The sequence below is a fragment of the Phytoactinopolyspora limicola genome (genome assembly GCF_011320225.1).
In the GTDB taxonomy this organism is placed as follows: Bacteria; Actinomycetota; Actinomycetes; order Jiangellales; family Jiangellaceae; genus Phytoactinopolyspora; species Phytoactinopolyspora limicola.
This window is the reverse complement of the sequence record NZ_JAAOEN010000009.1, coordinates 164,724-183,713: the sequence shown is the minus strand read 5'-3', so window position 1 is coordinate 183,713 and position 18,990 is coordinate 164,724. Positions and strand designations below refer to the sequence as shown.

Genomic DNA, 18,990 nt, shown 5'->3' with positions numbered 1-18,990 from the left:
GCAAACGGCACCGCAAAGACTCCTCAGTGGGAAGGCACCTCAGAATGGCGGAACCGGACGGCGGACGCGAAAAAGCGCCCGCCGCACCCGATCAGCAGTGAATAACGATCGTGTAAGTGATCGAACTCTTGGCAACTGGCATCTGGATCGGGTCGATCTCCAGATCGGCGATCGACTCAGTCGTCTCGCCTTCCAGCAACGTTCCGAGAACGTCCTCTAGTTCCATTTCCTTGGTGACCATTGGTGGCCCTCCTTCATGGGTGAACGTGACGACGGATCCGTCTCCACTAGAGAATCCCGGATCTATATCTCCGTCAAGATCCCAATGCCACACATGCGTATCTATTCACCGAGTTGGCACCGTTCAACTGACCACTTCACCCGGTTGAACACAACACATCACGCCTTGGCACGATACGGATCAATCGCGTCGATATTCAGCGGAGTCCACTATCCGCGACCTTCTCTCCAGCTCACCAGCAAGAAGCTGCCATTGACTGGCACAGGCGTTCGCTGTCTCAGAGACGGCCTGGTAAGAGTGTTCTGGAAGACTTCGCAGCAGCTCATCCGAGTCGATCCGCCGTACCGCATGGAAAAACCTGACAACTCGCCGGCCGATTTCTGTGTTTACTACAGAGGGATCTCGGCTCAGCCGGTCGAGCGCATTCCAGTCTATTCTTGTGGTGTGCGCCGTCGGCCGATCCCCGGATGCGCCATCATCCGCAACGGATGGCGCGTTGTTCGACTGAAGCCGGACCGGATCATCCCCACGTTCCAGGCGCTCCCGAACATCTCTGACCGTGGCGGGCGAAACTCCGGCCGCCCGAGCCACCTGGCGCAGAGAAGCGCCAGGACTGGATTTCAAGATCTCCACAATCCGGCGCCGGGAATGCTCCGAGTTCAACGGCCGCGCGCGGCCATCTTTCCCCACCCTGGCCTGGACGCTCTCCCGTGGCGAACTGGTGCCGCGCAACGCGCCGACGGTACTGGCGGAGAGGCCGACAAGTTCGGCGATTCGCCGATCAGACCATTCGGGCTGCGACGCCAACGCCCGCAGCGCCGCGTTACGGCGATCAGCAAGCGAGAGCGGCATTCCGTGCGAGATATTATCGGCTATGCTTCGAACGAAGGCTTCTTCCTCGGTACCGTCAAATAGTTCTACTTCAATTTCACACTGCCCAAGAATAGCCGCCGCACGCACCCGATGCATACCGTCGATAATCCGCAGCGTATCTCTCTGGACGAGCACCGGCGGCAACCTGTCAAACACCTCAGCCAGGAGCCTGGCATGACTTTCGGAAACTCCCATTACTCTAGGAAAAACCGGCCCGGCCAACTGATCGACCACTACTAGCTGAGTTGATCTGTCAACCTTTTGCGGCGAGCCGCCAGCAACCTTGCCGCGCCAATGTTTGTGCTGCTTACTCAATTGCCGTCCTTCCCCCTGCTCATGGCTTTCGCACAAGCCGCCTAGGGGGTCCCCACCGACCCTGCCTCCAGCCCTGCCATTCATCCTCTAGATGACTATCTTGAAGGTCAACCCGTACCACTTGTCCGCTCGACACCTGCCGGCGGCACCTCCTACGTTTATCGCAGCGGCCCTACGGATCTTCGATCACAGCGGAATATGCGCCCATAACCATCTGCGATGCATCTGCCGGTGAGCAGGTCTTTGCCGAGATCTTGACTGCGTGGAGGTATAGGTGAAAGGGATAGTACTGGCCGGTGGCAGTGGTACTCGGCTTTCCCCCATCACAGTCGCAGTGTCCAAACAACTCTTGCCGGTCTACGACAAGCCGATGGTGTATTACCCGCTGTCCGTTCTGATGCTCACCGGGATCTCCGACATTCTGATCATCACGACACCGCGCGACGAACCCCTGTACCAGCGGCTCCTAGGCGACGGATCCTGGCTCGGTGTGCACTTCAGCTACGCCCACCAGACCGACCCGAACGGGCTGGCCGAGGCGCTCATCATAGGAGCTGAGCACGTCGGCGACGACAATCTCGCCCTGATCCTCGGAGACAACATCTTTCACGGGCCAGGCTTCTCTGAGCGGCTCCAACAACAAGCCGCCACGGTTGATGGCTGCGTCTTGTTCGGGTACGCGGTGTCGGATCCACGTCACTACGGTGTCGCCAGACTCGACCAGAGTGGCCGGCTCATCGCGGTGGAGGAGAAGCCACGCCGGCCATCGTCCAACCTCGCGGTCACCGGACTCTACTTCTACACCCACGATGCGGTGGAAATCGCCTCCCGCCTGAAGCCGTCGGACCGAGGCGAACTCGAGATCACCGACGTCAACCAGGCCTACGTGGAACGTGGCCACGCTTCGCTGGTCAACCTCGGCCGCGGATTCACCTGGATGGACGCCGGAACACATGAATCGCTACTTCGGGCCAGCGAATACGTCCAAATGCTAGAAGAACGCCAAGGTGTCCGGATTGCCTGTCTCGAGGAAGTGGCGTGGCGCATGGGATTCATCAGCGCCCTGGACTGCTACCGCCTCGGCGAGCAGCAGGCGAACTCGGCATACGGCCGTTACCTGATGGATCTCCCCACCACAGACCCCCGGGCGCTGGTCCATGTCGCCGCCTCATGATGGTCGACCACCACCGAACAGCCGCCAGGAGTACGCCCCCATGCGCATCCTCATCACCGGTGGCGCCGGCTTCGTCGGCTCCCACTTCGTCCGCTCCGCGCTCACCGCACAATACCCGTCCCTCGCTGGTGCGCACCTCGTCGTCCTTGACAAGCTGACCTACGCCGGGAACCTGGCCAACCTGGAACCCGTCATCGGCTCGCCTCACCTGGAGTTCGTACCCGGCGATATCCGCGATGCCACGTTGGTCCGCGCGTTGACCGCGAGGGTGGACGAGGTGATCCACTTCGCTGCCGAGAGCCACGTCGACCGCTCGATCGCTGATGCCTCCAGCTTCGTGAGAACCAACGTCGACGGCACTCAGGTCCTCCTCGATGCCGCCCTCCAGTACGGCGTTGAGCGATTCCTATACATCTCCACCGACGAGGTCTACGGCTCGATCACGCGAGGCTCCTGCGACGAAACTTCCCCCCTCAAACCCAGCTCCCCCTACAGCGCGAGCAAAGCAGCCGGAGACCTGCTCGCTCAGGCATATCACCGGACCCATGGTGTCCCGGTCATCGTCACCCGCAGTTCCAACAACTACGGGCCGTACCAGTACCCGGAGAAGGCCATCCCGCTCTTCGTCACCTCTTTACTCGACGGGAACCCCGTGCCTCTCTACGGCGACGGCAGCCACCGCCGCGACTGGTTACACGCCGATGACCACTGCCGAGCAGTTGAACTCGTCCGGACCACGGGCCGAGTCGGCGAGGTCTACAACATTGGTGCTGAAACCGAGCTGTCCAACATCGAACTCACCCAGTCTCTCCTCGATCTACTCGGCTTCACCTGGGACGCCGTGTGCCACGTCGCGGACCGGCCCGGCCACGATCACCGGTACAGCGTCGATACCACCAAGATCCGTACGGAGCTCGGGTTTCGGCCCCTCACCCCGATCAGCGAAGGCCTCCCCCAGACCGTCGCCTGGTATCGAGACAACCGACCCTGGTGGGAACCGCTGAAGCACGCCCCAAGCGGCTCCGGAAGGTCCGGGGCGAAGGAGGCATGAAGTGGATATCCACCCGCTAGGGATCTCCGGTGCTTACGAGTTCGTTCCCACACCCTTCACGGATGAACGGGGAGTCTTCGTCGCCCCTTACCAGGAGCCAGCCTTCGTGGCCGCTATCGGTCACCCCTTCACCGTCGCCCAGACCAACATCAACGTGTCCAGAAGGGGAACCGTCCGGGGCGTTCACTTCACCCGAACTCCGCCCGGGCAATCCCGGTACGTCTACTGCCCGCACGGCGCGCTCACCGACATCGTCGTCGACCTTCGAGTTGACTCCCCCACGTTCGGCCAATGGGAGGCCGTCCAGCTCGACAGCGTCAGCTTCCGCGCCGTATACATGGCAGAAGGGCTCGGCCACGCATTCGTTGCCCGCCAAGACTTCACTGTGCTGGCATACCTGTGTAGTTCCTCATACGACCCCACCCTCGAGTACACCATCAGCCCACGCGATCCCGCCCTCGCGCTCCCCCTACCCAAAGACCAGCCTCCCGTACTGTCCGATCGGGACGCCAACGCTCCGACCCTCGCCGAAGCGCTCACCTTGGGGATCCTTCCCGCGCGGGTGATATCCCGCTCGACATGAGCCTTTCCCGCCGCTGCCATTTACCCCGGCGATCGTCGCCGGTTTTGTGTCGCTATAGCGACCGGATCGCGTTTTCGATCACCGGGCTTGGGGTGGTGGGTGGGGTGGCTGGTTGGGATGGTGGGTTGGGGTGGTGGGTTGGGATGGGGTGGCTGGTTGGGGTGGCTGGTTGGGATGGTGTGACTGGTTGGGATGGTGTGACTGGTTGGGGTGGGGTGGCCGGTTGTGTTGGGGTCGGGTTTGTGCGGTTCCCGGGCCACGAGGCCGCTGCCATATGTGCCGGTGATCGTCGCTGGTTTTGTGTCGCTATAGCGACCGGATCGCGTTTTCGATCACCGGGCTTGGGGCGGTCGGATGGCTGGTTGGTTGGGCTGGTTGGTTGGGCTGGTTGGTTGGGCTGGTTGGTTGGGCTGGTTGGTTGGGGTGGTGGGTTGGGGTGGTGGGTTGGGGTGGGGTGGCTGGCTGGGATGGTGTGACTGGTTGTGTTGGAGCCTGTTAGAGCGGTAGAATCGAACGTATGAACGAGCAGGTGGTGGACGGTTCCACGGACGTGGACGATCGGGACACGGTGGTGGGTGAGCTGGCCTCGATGCTGTCCCGGCTGGCCGAACTACCCACCACCGTCGTTGATGACGCGGCCCGCATCGACCTGCTCGCCGGGCTGGAACGGCTCAAAGCCGCCGCCGCGGCGACCCAGTACGAGGTGATGGTCCAGTTCGCCACCTCCCAACGCGCAGCCCGCCGCGGGATGGGATTCGCTGAGCGCCACGCCACCCGTGGGGTGCCCGAACAGATCGGGCTGGCCACGAAAACCTCACCCTCGGCCGCGGCCCGCCAACTCAGCCGGGCCCAGGCGTTGACCTGCCACCTCCCGGCCACCTTCGACCTGCTACGCACCGGTGAAATCTCCGAATTCGCCGCCACCATCATCGTGAACGAAACCTCCCACCTCGACCCCGAGCAGCGCCGCCAGGTCGACACCCGCCTCGCCGGCGAGGTGGTCGGGGTGGGGCCGCGGCGGGTTCAAGGCCTGGCCCGGCGCTACGCCATCGAAGCCGACCCCGCCGCCGCCGTCGCCCGGGCCGCCCGAGCCCGCAAAGACCGCCGGGTCGGTGTGCGCCCCGCCCCGGACACCATGACCGTGGTGTCCGCGCTGCTGCCCTGTGAACAAGGCGTCGCGGCCTACGCGGCGCTGCGCCGCCACGCCGACGCGATCGTCGCCGCCGGCGGGGACGGGCGCTCCCGGGATCAGATCATGGCCGACACCCTCGTCGAACGCCTCACCGGACAAGCCAGCGCCGACGCGGTCACCGCCGAAATCGGGCTGGTCATGACCGACACCTCACTGCTCGGCGGCAACAGCGGCGGCGCCGGTGGCAGTGGTGGTGGTGGTGAGGCTGCGGAGTTGCTCGGGTACGGGCCCATCCCCGCCGAGACCGCCCGCGACATCACCCGCCGCGGCGCAGACAACCACCGCGGTGACAGCCAAGGCGGTGACGAGCACCAAGCCCGGGTGTTCCTGCGGCGGTTGTTCACCGACCCGGTCACCGGGGTCGTGGTCGATTGTGACCCCCGGCGGCGCCGCTTCGACGGGTCTCTGGCCCGGTTGTTGACCTACCGCGACGGCGGCACCTGCCGCGACCCCTACTGCGACGCACCGATCCGGCACCTCGATCACATCCATCCCTACACCCACGGCGGGCCCACCACCCCGACCAACGGGCGAGGCACCTGCGCCCGAGGCAATTACATCAAACAAATGCCCGGATGGACCATCCGCCTCGTCGACCCCTACCGGCACACCGTCGAAACCACCACCCCCACCGGACACCGATACACCTCACACCCCCCACCCGCACCCGGAACCCAACCCCACGCCGCCTAGAAGCGATCCCGCTCAGTGGACGCGAATTTGAGGTCGACGGCGGCCGGTCGTTAGGGTCGGTGTCAGGTCGAGAGGCGCTGCAACGGGTAACAACCCGCCACGCTCGACTCCTTGGACTCCGCAGTCAAGGGCGCCTTCCGACGGAAGGTGGCTAGGCAGATATGGATACGCTCGCAGCTTCGGGGAGCACGGATCGTCTCCGCGAACTCCTCAACCAGCGCATCCTCGTGCTTGACGGCGCATGGGGCACCATGCTGCAGGACGCCAAACTCACCACGGCCGACTATCAAGGTGAGCGTTTCACCGACCACACCCACGACGTCACCGGCGATCCGGACCTGCTCAACCTCACCAAGCCGGATGTTGTTCTCGACGTGCATCGGCAATACCTGGCAGCGGGTGCCGACATCACCACCACCAATACGTTTACCGCGACGAGCATCGGCCAAGCCGACTACGGTCTCGAGTCTTACGTACACGAGATGAACGTGCTCGGCGCGCAGCTAGCCCGCCAGGCGGCCGACGAGTTCGGGGAACGTTTCGTCGCCGGCTCGATCGGGCCGCTGAACGTCACGCTGTCGCTGTCGCCGCGGGTTGAGGACCCCGCCTATCGGGCGGTGAAGTTCGAGCAGGTCAAGGCCGCGTACGCCGAGCAGATCCGGGGGCTTGCCGAGGGGGGCGTCGACCTCCTGCTGATCGAGACCATCTTCGACACCTTGAACGCCAAGGCCGCCATCATGGCCGCGCGAGAGGCCGCCCCGCACCTGCCGCTGTGGATCTCGGTGACCATCGTCGACCTGAGTGGGCGCACGCTGTCCGGTCAGACCGTCGAGGCGTTCTGGCGTTCCATCGAGGGTGCGGAGCCGCTCGTCGTCGGGGTGAACTGCTCACTCGGTGCCGCGGAGATGCGCCCGCATGTGGCCGAGCTTGCCCGACTGTCCAATAGCTATCTCTCGTCGCATCCGAATGCTGGGCTGCCCAACGCCTTTGGTGGCTACGACCAAACCCCCGGGGAAACCGCCGGCCTGCTCCGCGAGTTCGCCGACTCGGGCATGGTCAACATCGTCGGCGGCTGCTGCGGCACCACTCCGGCACACATCAAGGAGATCGCCGCTACCGTCGCCACTATCTCGCCGCGGGCGCTCCCGGCACCGGTACCGGCCACTCGGTTCAGCGGGCTGGAACCATTCGAGATCGGCCCCGACACCGGCTTCGTCATGATCGGCGAGCGCACCAACGTGACCGGCTCGGCCCGGTTCCGCAAGCTCATCGAGGCCGACGACTATCAGGCTGCCGCCGACGTCGCCCTTGAACAGGTACGTGGTGGAGCAAACCTGCTCGACGTCAACATGGACGCCGATCTGCTCGACAGCGAGCGAGCCATGACGACGTTCCTCAACTTGATCGCCACCGAGCCCGAGGTCGCCCGTATACCCATCATGATCGACAGCTCCCGGTGGAGTGTGCTGAGTGCGGGCCTCACCTGCGTGCAGGGTAAAGGTGTCGTCAACTCGATCAGTTTGAAGGAAGGTGAGGAACAGTTCCTCGAGCAGGCCAGGCACATCCGCGATCACGGTTTCGGCGTGGTTGTCATGGCCTTCGACGAGCAGGGGCAGGCGGACACGACGGAGCGCAAGGTGTCGATCTGCGCCCGGGCTTACGACCTGTTGACGCAGAAGGTCGGGTTCGCTGCGGAAGACATCGTGTTCGACCCCAACGTGTTGGCCGTCGCCACGGGGATCGCTGAGCACAACAACTACGCCAAGGAGTTCATCGACGCGCTCCCGCTGATCAAGCAGCGCTGCCCGGGGGTACGCACGAGTGGTGGCATCTCGAACCTGTCGTTCGCCTTCCGCGGCAATGACGTCGTGCGCGAGGCGATGCACTCGGCGTTCCTCTACCATGCCATTCCGGCCGGACTCGACATGGGCATCGTTAATGCCGGGCAGCTGACGGTCTATCAAGACATCCCGGCTGACCTGCTTGAACTTGTCGAAGACGTGCTGTTCAATCGGCGCGACGACGCCACCGACCGGCTTGTGTCGTTCGCCGAGACGGTGAGCGGGTCGGCCACCAAACGAACCGTCGACCTGTCCTGGCGCGAGGCTCCCGTCGAGCAGCGGCTCAGCCATGCGCTGGTGCACGGCATCGTGGACTTCGTGGAGGACGACACCGAGGAGGCCCGTCAGCGCGCGGCCCGACCCCTGGACGTCATCGAAGGTCCGCTGATGGACGGCATGAAGGTTGTCGGCGACCTGTTCGGCGCCGGGAAGATGTTCCTGCCGCAGGTGGTCAAGAGCGCCCGGGTGATGAAACGCGCCGTGGCCTACCTCGAACCGTTTATGGAGGCCGAGAAGGAGCGGGCCCGGCTGGCCGGCGATGTCACCGCCGACCGCGGCAACGGAAAAGTGGTCCTCGCCACCGTCAAGGGCGACGTCCACGACATCGGCAAGAACATCGTCGGTGTGGTGCTTGGGTGTAACAGCTACGACGTCGTCGACCTCGGTGTGATGGTTCCGGCGGCGCAGATCCTCGACACCGCGGTTGCGGAGGGCGCGGACGCCGTGGGGCTGTCCGGGCTGATCACGCCGTCGCTCGACGAGATGGTCGCCGTCGCCGAAGAGATGCAGCGACGCGGGCTCACGCTGCCGCTGCTGATCGGTGGTGCGACCACGTCACGCCAGCACACCGCGGTCCGCATCGCTCCGGCCTACAACAACACCACGGTGCACGTTCTCGACGCCTCACGCGTCGTTGGTGTGGTGTCGGATCTCCTCGACGACGACCGCGCCAAGGACCTCGACACAGCCAACCGTGCCGAGCAGGAGAGACTCCGCGAACAGCACGAGTCCAAACAACGGGTGCCGTTGCTGACGATCGCCGACGCGCGGGCCAACCGGGAAGCCATCACTTTCGACGACCTTCCCACCCCGGGCTTCACCGGCATACGCACCATCCAGCCGGAAATCGCCACCCTGCGCGAAATGATCGACTGGCAGTTCCTGTTCCTGGCCTGGGAACTCAAAGGCAAGTACCCGGCCATCCTGGACCAGCCGGTGGCCCGGGAGCTGTTCGACGACGCGAACACGCTGCTGGATCAGATCATCTCGGACAACTCGTTCCGGGCACACGGTGTGTATGGCTTCTGGCCAGCACACGCCGACGGAGACGACATCATCCTCGACGACGCCGGCGTGCGGTTCCCCATGTTGCGCCAGCAGACGCAGAAGCCGCAGGGCCGTCCTAACCGCAGCCTCGCCGACTACGTCGCCCCGGAAGGTGACCACCTGGGCGGTTTTGCCGTGGTGATCCACGGCGCTGACGACCTCGCGGCCACATACGAGGAAGCGAAGGACGACTACCGCGCCATCATGGTTAAGGCACTTGCCGACCGGCTTGCCGAGGCGTTCGCCGAGTACATCCACCTACAAGCGCGCCGCGAATGGTTCGAGCCGGACGCCACACCCGCTATCGGCGACCTACACGCCGAACGGTTCCGCGGCATCCGCCCAGCACTTGGGTACCCGGCCTGCCCGGATCACAGTCCCAAACGTGATCTGTTCGACCTGCTCGACGCCGACGCCGTCGGGCTCGCGCTGACCGAGTCTTACGCGATGACACCCGCGGCCGCCGTCAGCGGCCTGATCTTCGCGCACCCGGATTCGCGGTACTTCACGGTGGGACGGATCGGGCGAGACCAGGTCGAGGACTACGCGAAGCGGCGCGGTCTCGACATCGCCGAAGTGGAGCGCTGGCTGCGGCCTAACCTCGCCTACGACCCTCAGTGACCGCCCACCACCCATAACCCAACCCATGGGCACGTCACCGACCCCACTCCCCCGGTGATCATCAGCAAATTTCCGCCCTCCTCCCCGGTGATCGTTGCCGTAGCAGTGTCGCTATTGCGACCAAATGCCGCCGACGATCACCGGGGGTTGGGGCGGAGAACCGCTAACGATCACCGGGCATCGGTCAAACCGCCACTTACGGCCCCGGCGGCGTGACCACGGTGCCAGCGCTCGCGCCGGGACACAGTCCGACGATTCGCAACGCGAGTTCTCCGTACTGCCAGACGACGGCGTCTTCGCTCAGGTCGCCGTCGTCGCGATACCACGACGACACGCCCATCCCGAGGTCCAGGATGGCGTATGACGCCAGGCGCGTGGACGTCACCTGGAAATGACCCGAGTCGACGCCGTCGGCGACCAGCCGGCGAAACCCTACCTCGTAATCGGCGCGCAACGAGAGCACGTGCGACCGATGTGGTTCGACCAGACTGCGCAACTCCCGGTTGCCGACGAACGCTTCCAGCCGATGCCTGGTGTGGTAGCGCACATGCGCCTCGGTGGCACGACGAAGCCGTTCAGCAGGGTGGTTGGCGGTTGCGACGGCCGCTTGGTGCGCGTCCAGCAGGTCCGTCATGGTGCTGGTCATGATGTCCACCAGCAGGTCCTGTTTGGATGCTACGTGTTTGTAGAGGCTTGGCCCCTTCATCCCCACAGCCGCACCGATGTCAGCCATCGTGGTCGCCGGATATCCGAGCTGAGTGAACAGCTCCAGCGCGGCGGACCGAATTTCGGCCATCCGGGCTGATCGGGTTCGCTCGACTGCTTCACTCATGCCCATCCCTCACCGGCTCGGCTATCGATGACTAGCCTGATTCTCGCACCCATTCCACCCATGGTCTTCACGTAGTTGCTCTACGTAGTCTTTTACACTAGCCTTTTGGCTAATAACCATTAGCCGAAGGAGCCGATCCGTGGCCGTCGACTTCACCCACGAGCCAGCCGTCGCCCGCCTGGCCGAACACACGGCACAGTTCGTCCGAGACGTCGTGCTCCCGGTCGAGGACGAACACAACGGCGTCGTGCGCTCGGAGGAGATCCGGCGCACCCTGCAACGATCAGCCCGAGAGGCTGGCCTGCTCGCGCCACACGCCGGCACCGACATGGGCGGGCTCGGGCTGGATATGCGCAGCCGGGCCCCCGTCTTCGAGGAAGCCGGATATTCTCTGCTCGGTCCGCTCGCGCTGAACATCGCCGCGCCCGACGAAGGCAACATGCACCTGCTCGAAGCCGTGGCCACCAACGATCAAAGAGAGCGCTACTTACGCCCGCTCGTCGCCGGGGCGATCCGTTCGTGTTTCGCCATGACCGAACCCGCACCAGGGGCCGGGTCGGATCCGAGCGCTCTCACCACCCGCGCGGAGCGAGTCAACGGTGGCTGGCGTATCGACGGACGTAAATGGTTCATCACCGGAGCCGACGGCGCGGGTTTCGCGATCTGTATGGCGAGAACGTCCGGCCAGCCGGGAGACCTGGGCGGGGCCACCATGTTCCTCGTCGATGCGGACAACCCGGGAATGAAACAGCTCCGGCACATCGAGACGCTGGACGAAAGCCTCTACGGCGGGCACATGGAGATCCTCTTCGACGAGTGTGTCGTGCCCGACGATGCCGTGCTCGGCGAAGTCGACGAGGGATTCCGCTACGCCCAGGTCAGGCTCGGACCGGCCCGGATGACCCACTGCATGCGCTGGCTGGGTATCGCCCGCCGGGCACAAGACATCGCGGTGGGGCGGGCCACCAGCCGAGACCTGTTCGGCTCCCGGCTGGCCGACCTCGGCATGGCCCAGCAGATGATCGCCGACAACGAGATCGACATCGCCGCCTGCCGTGGCCTCATCCTGCAGGCATGCTGGGAGCTCGACCAGGGCCGCTCGGCGGCACAGTCGACGGCGATTGCCAAGACCTTCTGCGCGGAGGCGATCTGGCGAGTAGTCGACCGCGCGATCCAAATATGCGGGTCGCTCGGCATCTCCGCCGACGTGCCGCTCGGCCGCTTCTTGCGGGAGGTACGGCCGTTCCGGATCTACGACGGCCCGTCGGAGACCCACCGGTGGGCGATCGCCCGCCGAGTTGTCCGCCGACACAGTGCGGGCGGCCAATGAGCGACGACGCCGGGCTCGACCTACTAGCTCTGGAGCGCTTCTTCATCGACCACGTGCCCGGGTTTCGTGACCGGCTCACCGCTCGGCTACTTGAGGGCGGCAGGTCCAATCTGACCTACCGGCTCACCGACGGGCACTCCACGTGGGTCCTTCGCCGCCCTCCGCTGGGTGGGCTGACACCCTCCGCTCACGACATGTATCGGGAGTACCGTGTCGTGTCCGCCTTGGCCGACACCGACGTCCCCGTGGCGCGCGCGGTGGCCTACGCCGACGACGACGTCCTGGGTGTGCCGTTCTCCGTGGTCCGCTACGTCGACGGGCCGGTTCTGCGCAGCCAGGAGCAGCTGCACACGCTACCGGCGGCTGACATCCGCCGGTGCGCCTTCGGGCTCGTCGACGTCCTCGCCCGCCTGCATACCGTCGACCCGGCACACGTCGGGCTCGGTGATTTCGGGCGCCCCGAAGGCTACCTGCGCCGGCAGGTACGGCGCTGGAACGACCAATGGCAACGGGTGCGCACCCGCCAGCTCGACGATGTCGACGCCCTCCATGCCCGCCTCGCCGACACCTGTCCGGCCGAGGCCGGCGCGGCCATCGTGCACGGTGACTTCCGCATCGACAACGCCATCCTGGACCCCGACGACATAGGTGTGGTGCGGGCCCTGGTGGACTGGGAGATGGCCACCGTCGGTGATCCCCTGGCCGACCTCGGCCTGCACCTGGTCTATGCGGATCCGGTGTTCGAGCCGGTGCTCGCTGGCTCGGCCGCGTCCACCAGCCCGCGGCTGCCGTCGACGGACGAGCTCGCGCAGCGCTACGCCGAAACGACCGGCCGGGACCTGAGCGGGCTGGCCTTCTACGTCGCCCTCGGGTATTTCAAGATCGCCGTCATCGCCGAGGGCATCCACGCCCGCTATACCGCTGGCTTGACCCGCGGCTCGGGTTTCGACACGGTGGGTGACGCCGTGCCGCCACTCGTCGCCAACGGTCTACGGGCGCTGGCCACCAACAGCTGAACCGGCCAGCGCATCCGAGACTCGCCGAAAATCCTGCGCCAGGGCACCCCACACATATTCGTCGTCCACATGCTCATAGGTATGGGCGACCCGGTTGCGCATTCCTTTGATCCCTTTCCAGGGAATCTGTGGGTGTGCGTCGGTGACATCCGCCGGAAGTCGATCCACCGCGGACCAGAGATCAACAACAAGCTGGCGGCCGGCCCGCCGGAGTATCTCGCCGTCCATGCCGTCGTCGAAGAAGGCATCCTCACCTTTGGCTCGGATGGCGGCGGCGACCTCCGCGAGCACTTCGACGTCTCCGGCCAGTTCTCGCACCGTTCGCGCTGAGGTCATAACGCCACTGCCTCGCGCCGAGCATTGGCCAGAATAGTCTTGCCACGGCGGGGCTGCCGTTTGCTGTCACCCACCACGTCGACGTGAACACCGAGCAGCTCTTCCAGCTCGGCTTGGAGCCCGGCCAGCGTGAACACGGACGTGCCCGGCTCGAAGTCCATCAGCAGGTCGATGTCGGAATCGTGGGTGTCTTCGTCCCGCGCGACCGAGCCGAACACCCGCACATTGCTCGCCCCGCTCTTGCTGGCCAGCTCCAGAATCTCGCTGCGGTGTTCCTTCAACAAGACCGACGGGCGCAGCCGGCACGCCGCCGCGAGTTTGTTCATCGTCTGCTCGGTCGGCTCGACCTGGCCGGACTCGATGCGCGAGATATGCGACTGCGGCACACCACTACGGCGGGCCAGCTCGCTCTGGCTGATGCCCGCCCGGACACGTGCTGTACGTACTCGACGTGCCGCATCCACGGATCAACTATATGTCGACGCATAATCGGTCTGCCAGCGCTGGCGGAGCACGTTCTTCCTGATCTTTCCGGTGGAGGTTTTCGGCAGCGGACCGAATACCACTCGTTTCGGTGCTTTGAACGCGGCCAGCCGGGCGCGCACGTGCTGGATCAGTTCACGCTCGTCCACGGTGTACCCGGGTTTGCGGTCCACGAACGCTACCGGGACTTCACCCCACTTCTCGTGTGCGGCGCCGACGACGGCGCTCTCCAGCACGGCCGGGTGGCTGTCCAGGGTGCGTTCCACCTCCACCGAGGAGATGTTCTCTCCCCCGGAGATGATGACGTCCTTGCGCCGGTCTTTGACCTCGACGTAGCCGTCCGGGTGGCATACCGCGAGGTCGCCGGTCCGGAGCCAGCCGTCGACCGTGGCCGCGCGGGTGGCGTCGTCGTCGCGGTAGTACCCGAGCATGACGTCGTTGCCGCGTACCGCGATCTCCCCGAGGGTGGCGGCGTCGGCGGGGACGTCCGCACCGTGACCGTCGATCACCCGCAGCGGGCTGGCGACGACGTTACCCACACCTTGCCTGGCCCGCAGCATCACTTGCTGGTCCGGCCCCGCCGCGTCCCACTCGGGATTCCACTGGTTGATGGCGATCGGGCCGAACGTCTCGGTGAGCCCGTACAGGTGGGTGACCTCCATGTTCAACTCGGTCATCCGGGCGATCAGGGTGGGCGACGGTGGTGCACCCCCGGTGGTCACCGCCACCGGCGCTGGGAGGGGCGGGCCGTCAGCCGACGGCGCGTTGGCGATCATCGACAACACCGTGGGAGCGGCGCTGAAATGGGTGACACCGTGCTGGCGCAGCAGCTGCCAGATGACGTCCGCGTCGACCGCCCGCAGGCAGACCTGGGTGCCGCCGGCCGCCGTCACCGCCCAAGGGAACGACCACCCGTGGCAGTGGAACATCGGCAACGTCCACAGGTAGCTGCTGGCCGGTCCGAGGCCGTTGTGCATCGCCATCGCCAGCGCTTGTAGGTACGCGCCGCGGTGGTGGTACATCACCCCTTTCGGGTGGCCGGTGGTGCCGCTGGTGTAGTTGATCGACAGCAGGGCTGTCTCGTCGCTGGTGGCCACTGGCGACGGTGACGACGACGCCAGTAGGCGCTCGTACTCGTCGTCGGGGCCGCCGGCGACGACGACGCGCACGCCGGTGGCGTCGGCGACCTGCCGCGCGGCGGCCGCCAGCTCGGCCGTAGCGATGAGCACGGTGGCGCCGGAGTGCCCAACGATGTACACCAGCTCGTCCACAGCCAGGCGAATGTTCAGCGGCACCAGGACCGCACCACACATCGGCACGCCGTGGTGAAGCTCCAGCATGACGTGGCTGTTGGTGCACAACGCGGCGACCCGGTCCCCCGGCCGGACACCAAGCCCGCTCAACAGCCCGGTGAGCGCCCTGGAGCGTTGATCGAACTCGCCGTAGGTCCAGGTGTGCTCACCGTCGACCACCGCGACGCGGTCCCGGAACACCGTCGCCGAACGCCGCAGGAAGGCGGTCGGCGTCAGGGCCTCGAACGTGAACTCAGCCACTGGCCGTCCCGCCGCCACGGCCGCCGATCACCCGGCTCGGATACCGCGTCAGCTGATCGGCGTCGTACAACGTCAGGGTGTGGTCGGCCACCCGGCTCACCCGGTCGAACACGGCGAGAGCCTCGTAGATGTTCTCGCAGATGCCGATCGGGTGCCGCTCGTCGAGGTTGCGTTGGGTGAAGTAGGCGTCGGTGATGGTGACGAGTCCTTCGGTGGTGTCCGCCTCCACGACGATGCTGGCGCGGTGGTGTGACCCGGCCCACCAGGTGCGCAGGCCCGGCACGATCTGGTCTTCGTCGGCGAGCAGGCGCACCCGGTCCCACGCGTCGTGGGTGAGGTAGGTGAGGACGTCGGGCGGGATGGAACTCCACCGGTTGTCGTGCGGGTGCCGCTTGGTGCGGTGGAAATGCAGCCAGCCGCGTTCGGCCAGACAGATCTCCGCGTTGGGAAAATGGCCGACGTTGGACGTGGTGTAGAGCTGTAACGGCGTGAGGATCACGTGGGTGATATCCGCGGGATCCACCGCAAGCGTCCGCAACTGGTCGGGCAACCACTGGCCGGGTTCGCGGCGCATCGCCGCCCGCTCCCCCAGGAACGACGCCCACTGGTCGTTCATCGGAGTCAGATCCTCAGCTGGCCCGGTACTCACTAGGGCGTTGATGCCGTCGCCCTGGATGAGAAACGCCTGGAACGCCAGCCGATACCACTGATCCCAGTCGGACATCCAGTACACCTCGGGCCCGGGAACGTCGCCGTCGCCCACGTGCAGCAACCTGACGTCAAAGCTCATTCCTGCCTCCTTTGCCTGCTCGTCACCGGACCAGGACCGCCTTCGCCGTGCTCGCGGTACCGGCCATGAGCTCATTGAAGATGTCGACGCCGGCGGTGAGCGGGAACGTGGTGTGCCAGTCCAGCGGCAATCCGACCGCCAGCTTCAGGGCCGCCGCGAAATCGTCGCGCGTGTAGCAGTACGAGCCCACCACCCGCTTCTCCTCGCGGACGATTCCTTGCCCGTCGAAGCCGGCCTTACTACTTTGCAGCCCGATCCACACCGCGGTGCCGCCGGGGCGCAACACCTCAAGCGAAGCACGGTGGGTGGTTTCCGCACCAACGGCGTCGACGACGACGTCGTACTCACCGTCCAGCGCGGTGCCCACCCGGGATGCGCCGAGTTCCTGCGCAGTCTCGATCCGCCGCGGGTCAAGATCGCAGATGGCGACGTCGTCCACCTGAGCGGCCGCGACCAGCAGGCACATCAGCCCGATGGCGCCGGCGCCGATGATGCCGATCCGGTCCGACGGGCCCGGATCGGCCAGCCGCAGCGCATGTACGGCGTTGGCCAGCGGCTCCACCATGGACGCCGCCGCGAACGTCATCGAGTCGTCGATCTCGTGGACCGCCGATTCGGGCACCACGACGGCGTCGGCGAACCCACCGGGCCGGTCGATACCCAGAATGGCGCGGTTCCGGCACAGGTTGTCCGCACCCAAGCCACACATGTCGCAGGCCGAGCAGCTCAGCAGCGGGTTGACGGTGACCCGCCGGTCACCGACCAGGCCGGCGATCTCGTGGCCCATCACCAGTGGTGGCCGCCGCAGGGTGCCCTCGCCGATGCCGTGCAGCTCACTCCCGCAGATCCCGACGGCCCGTACGTCGACCACCACCTCCCCGGCACCCGCCTCAGGGGTGGCGACGTCACACATCTCCACCGTGCCCGGCCGGGTGAACACCATGGCCTTCATCCGATCGCCATCCCGTCACCCGTTCCGGTCAGCAGGTCCCGGACCTTACGGGCCGCCCGCAGCCGCAACTGCGGCAACGACTCGGTCGACAGATAGGCGACGTGCGGGGTGACGAGCACCCGCGGATGTGCGGCCAGCTCCGCGGAGGTCCCTTCGGGTGGTTCGCTGGCCAGCACGTCCAACGACGCGAAACCGACCTCGCCGGCGTCAAGAGCCGTGAGGAGTGCGGGTTCGTCGATCAGCGCACCACGTGCGGTGTTCACCACATGTCCCGACGGTCCCAACGCCCGCAGCACCGACGTGTCGACGATGCCGTGGGTCTGCTCGTTGAGGGCAAGGTGCAGGCTCAGGTGGTTCACGGACGCGGCCAGCTCAGTCAACGAACCCGCGATCGTGACGTCGTCGGGCACGTCGGTGGCATATGGGTCCCAGACGAAGACCGGGAAACCCAGTGCGCGTAGCCGAGCCGCAACCGAGCGGCCGATCCGCCCGAATCCGGCCAGGCCGACGGCGTCGTCACGCACGGGCACCGGCTTGGTGATGCCGGCGGTGGTCCAGCCCCGCTCGGTGTACCCGCGCGACGCGCTGACCAGCCGCCGGCTGTGGGCGTGGATAGCGGCGGCGGAATGGTCGGCGACTTCCTCGATGCAGTAGTCGTCGACGTTGCCGACCTTGATACCCAAACGCCGAGCGGCGTCGAGGTCCACGTTGTCGACCCCAATGCCGTAGCGCACCACAACCCGTAGCCCGGGCAGGTTCTCCAGGACCCGGCTCGTCACCGGAGCCCACTGGACCATCAGCGCGTCCGCGCCCTTGCCGACATCGATGACCTCGTCTTCGGTTGTGACCTGGTGGCGGGTCACGGTGAACCCCTCGCCAAGCTCCGCACGCTCGTGCGAACCATCGCCGAGGTTGGTGTCGGTGATGACCACCGAGTGGCCGCGGGTCATGTGGTGCTCCTACCTGTTGTTTCGGTGCCGGCGAAGGTGGATGTGTCCCCGAGGCCCTCGGGCCCCATGGCGCTGTATCCGCCGTCGACCATGAGCTCGGTGCCGGTGATAAAGCTGGCGTCGGACGAGCACAGGAACGCGATGGCGGTGGCCACCTCGTGGGGTTCGCCCAACCGGCGCAGCAGGTGGTACCTCCCCCACACCGGCTCCCAGCGGTCCCGGTCGCCGCCGGCGGCCTTGCTCACCTCCGGCGTCCAGATCCACCCCGGACTCACCACATTGACCCGGATTCCGTCCGGGGCCAGATCCATGGCCATACACCGGGTCAGGTTGACGATCGCGGCTTTGGACGTGTTGTAGGTCCACCGGGCCGGCTGGGCGATATGAGCGGAGATGCTGGCGGTGTTCACCACCGCGGCGCCGTCGGCGGCGGCCAGGTACGGCCGCGCGGCCTGCACCATGTTGCTGATCCCACCGACGTTCACCCGCAGCACGCGGTCCCACTCGTCCGGGGTGACGTCAACGCCGCGGGCCAGGAAGTTGACCGCACAGTTGACGACGATATCCAGCCGGCCGTGCTCACCCGCGACATCACCGACGGCGGAATCCACCGCCCGCCGGTCGCTGACGTCCACCGGCACCGCGGCGACACTGAGCCCTTGCTCCCGCAGGGCCGCCGCCGACTCGCCGAGCGTGGTGGCGTTGATGTCGATCATCACCACGTGAGCGCCCCGGACGGCGAGCTCCTGTGTGGTGGCCCGCCCGATGCCGGAGGCGGCGCCGGTGACGAGGGCCACCTGGTCGCGCCCGTTCATATGTACCTACCTTCCTCGCGCCG

The 18,990-nt window shown here is 66.0% G+C and carries 17 protein-coding genes; 7 read left to right on the top strand and 10 right to left on the bottom strand.

Going from position 1 to position 18,990, the window contains the following annotated elements; all coding sequences use genetic code 11:
- Positions 1-91: 91 nt before the first annotated feature.
- Entirely contained in the window at positions 92-241 is a 150-nt protein-coding gene (locus G8760_RS20180) for a hypothetical protein (RefSeq protein ID WP_166354520.1), read from the bottom strand.
- Positions 242-421: 180 nt separating this feature from the next.
- Complete coding sequence (locus tag G8760_RS20175; protein WP_166354519.1) at positions 422-1,429, bottom strand: ParB/RepB/Spo0J family partition protein; 1,008 nt, start codon at positions 1,427-1,429, stop codon at positions 422-424.
- Positions 1,430-1,703: 274 nt separating this feature from the next.
- Between G8760_RS20175 and rfbA the strand changes: the two genes are divergently transcribed.
- The 5 genes from rfbA (at position 1,704) to metH (ending at position 9,910) form a co-directional block, all read left to right on the top strand.
- Positions 1,704-2,603 carry a glucose-1-phosphate thymidylyltransferase RfbA gene (rfbA, locus tag G8760_RS20170; protein ID WP_166354518.1) on the top strand — a complete coding sequence of 300 codons (900 nt, stop codon included), beginning with the start codon at positions 1,704-1,706 and terminating at the stop codon, positions 2,601-2,603.
- A 40-nt stretch (positions 2,604-2,643) separates the two neighbouring features.
- A complete protein-coding gene (rfbB, locus tag G8760_RS20165; RefSeq protein WP_166354516.1) occupies positions 2,644-3,654 on the top strand; it encodes a dTDP-glucose 4,6-dehydratase in 1,011 nt (336 codons plus the stop codon).
- 1 nt (position 3,655) lies between these two features.
- A complete protein-coding gene (locus G8760_RS20160; protein WP_166354514.1) occupies positions 3,656-4,237 on the top strand; it encodes a dTDP-4-dehydrorhamnose 3,5-epimerase family protein in 582 nt (193 codons plus the stop codon).
- 517 nt (positions 4,238-4,754) lie between these two features.
- Complete coding sequence (locus G8760_RS20155) at positions 4,755-6,122, top strand: HNH endonuclease (protein WP_166354512.1); 1,368 nt, start codon at positions 4,755-4,757, stop codon at positions 6,120-6,122.
- Positions 6,123-6,283: 161 nt separating this feature from the next.
- Positions 6,284-9,910 (top strand): methionine synthase, encoded by a 3,627-nt coding sequence (gene metH / locus G8760_RS20150; protein ID WP_166354510.1) that lies wholly within the window; start codon positions 6,284-6,286, stop codon positions 9,908-9,910.
- Between the two features lie 196 nt (positions 9,911-10,106).
- Here metH and G8760_RS20145 read toward each other — a convergent pair whose 3' ends face one another.
- Complete coding sequence (locus G8760_RS20145; protein WP_207782534.1) at positions 10,107-10,742, bottom strand: TetR/AcrR family transcriptional regulator; 636 nt, start codon at positions 10,740-10,742, stop codon at positions 10,107-10,109.
- Positions 10,743-10,881: 139 nt separating this feature from the next.
- On the opposite strand from G8760_RS20145, the gene G8760_RS20140 reads away from it, so the two are divergent.
- Both G8760_RS20140 and G8760_RS20135 read left to right on the top strand, forming a co-directional pair.
- Complete coding sequence (locus G8760_RS20140) at positions 10,882-12,072, top strand: acyl-CoA dehydrogenase family protein (RefSeq protein ID WP_166354506.1); 1,191 nt, start codon at positions 10,882-10,884, stop codon at positions 12,070-12,072.
- Positions 12,069-13,088 (top strand): phosphotransferase family protein, encoded by a 1,020-nt coding sequence (locus G8760_RS20135; RefSeq protein WP_166354504.1) that lies wholly within the window; start codon positions 12,069-12,071, stop codon positions 13,086-13,088. Before G8760_RS20140 ends, G8760_RS20135 begins: the two co-directional genes overlap by 4 nt.
- Here G8760_RS20135 and G8760_RS20130 read toward each other — a convergent pair.
- Genes G8760_RS20130 through G8760_RS20100 form a run of 7 tightly spaced genes read right to left on the bottom strand, consistent with a single transcriptional unit; the run spans position 13,062 to position 18,967 of the window.
- Complete coding sequence (locus G8760_RS20130) at positions 13,062-13,424, bottom strand: HepT-like ribonuclease domain-containing protein (RefSeq protein ID WP_166354502.1); 363 nt, start codon at positions 13,422-13,424, stop codon at positions 13,062-13,064. The genes G8760_RS20135 and G8760_RS20130 overlap by 27 nt on opposite strands.
- Positions 13,421-13,888: a helix-turn-helix domain-containing protein gene (locus G8760_RS20125; protein WP_166354500.1), complete on the bottom strand. Its 468-nt coding sequence runs from the start codon at positions 13,886-13,888 to the stop codon at positions 13,421-13,423. Before G8760_RS20125 ends, G8760_RS20130 begins: the two co-directional genes overlap by 4 nt.
- Positions 13,889-13,891: 3 nt before the next feature.
- Entirely contained in the window at positions 13,892-15,460 is a 1,569-nt protein-coding gene (locus G8760_RS20120; RefSeq protein WP_166354498.1) for an AMP-binding protein, read from the bottom strand.
- Entirely contained in the window at positions 15,453-16,250 is a 798-nt protein-coding gene (locus G8760_RS20115; protein WP_166354496.1) for an MBL fold metallo-hydrolase, read from the bottom strand. The genes G8760_RS20120 and G8760_RS20115 overlap by 8 nt, the downstream gene beginning before the upstream one ends.
- A 22-nt stretch (positions 16,251-16,272) precedes the next feature.
- Positions 16,273-17,202: an alcohol dehydrogenase catalytic domain-containing protein gene (locus tag G8760_RS20110; RefSeq protein WP_166354494.1), complete on the bottom strand. Its 930-nt coding sequence runs from the start codon at positions 17,200-17,202 to the stop codon at positions 16,273-16,275.
- A complete protein-coding gene (locus G8760_RS20105; RefSeq protein WP_166354492.1) occupies positions 17,199-18,152 on the bottom strand; it encodes a C-terminal binding protein in 954 nt (317 codons plus the stop codon). The genes G8760_RS20110 and G8760_RS20105 overlap by 4 nt, the downstream gene beginning before the upstream one ends.
- Entirely contained in the window at positions 18,149-18,967 is an 819-nt protein-coding gene (locus G8760_RS20100) for an SDR family NAD(P)-dependent oxidoreductase (protein WP_166354490.1), read from the bottom strand. The genes G8760_RS20105 and G8760_RS20100 overlap by 4 nt, the downstream gene beginning before the upstream one ends.
- Between the last annotated feature and the right edge of the window lie 23 nt (positions 18,968-18,990).

Coding starts and splice junctions, on each gene's coding strand:
- G8760_RS20180 (WP_166354520.1), bottom strand. CDS start 241: ATGGTCACCAAGGAAATGGAACTAGAGGACGTTCTCGGAACGTTGCTG.
- rfbB (WP_166354516.1), top strand. CDS start 2,644: ATGCGCATCCTCATCACCGGTGGCGCCGGCTTCGTCGGCTCCCACTTC.
- G8760_RS20155 (WP_166354512.1), top strand. CDS start 4,755: ATGAACGAGCAGGTGGTGGACGGTTCCACGGACGTGGACGATCGGGAC.
- metH (WP_166354510.1), top strand. CDS start 6,284: ATGGATACGCTCGCAGCTTCGGGGAGCACGGATCGTCTCCGCGAACTC.
- G8760_RS20145 (WP_207782534.1), bottom strand. CDS start 10,742: ATGAGTGAAGCAGTCGAGCGAACCCGATCAGCCCGGATGGCCGAAATT.
- G8760_RS20135 (WP_166354504.1), top strand. CDS start 12,069: ATGAGCGACGACGCCGGGCTCGACCTACTAGCTCTGGAGCGCTTCTTC.
- G8760_RS20130 (WP_166354502.1), bottom strand. CDS start 13,424: ATGACCTCAGCGCGAACGGTGCGAGAACTGGCCGGAGACGTCGAAGTG.
- G8760_RS20115 (WP_166354496.1), bottom strand. CDS start 16,250: ATGAGCTTTGACGTCAGGTTGCTGCACGTGGGCGACGGCGACGTTCCC.
- G8760_RS20110 (WP_166354494.1), bottom strand. CDS start 17,202: ATGAAGGCCATGGTGTTCACCCGGCCGGGCACGGTGGAGATGTGTGAC.
- G8760_RS20105 (WP_166354492.1), bottom strand. CDS start 18,152: ATGACCCGCGGCCACTCGGTGGTCATCACCGACACCAACCTCGGCGAT.
- G8760_RS20100 (WP_166354490.1), bottom strand. CDS start 18,967: ATGAACGGGCGCGACCAGGTGGCCCTCGTCACCGGCGCCGCCTCCGGC.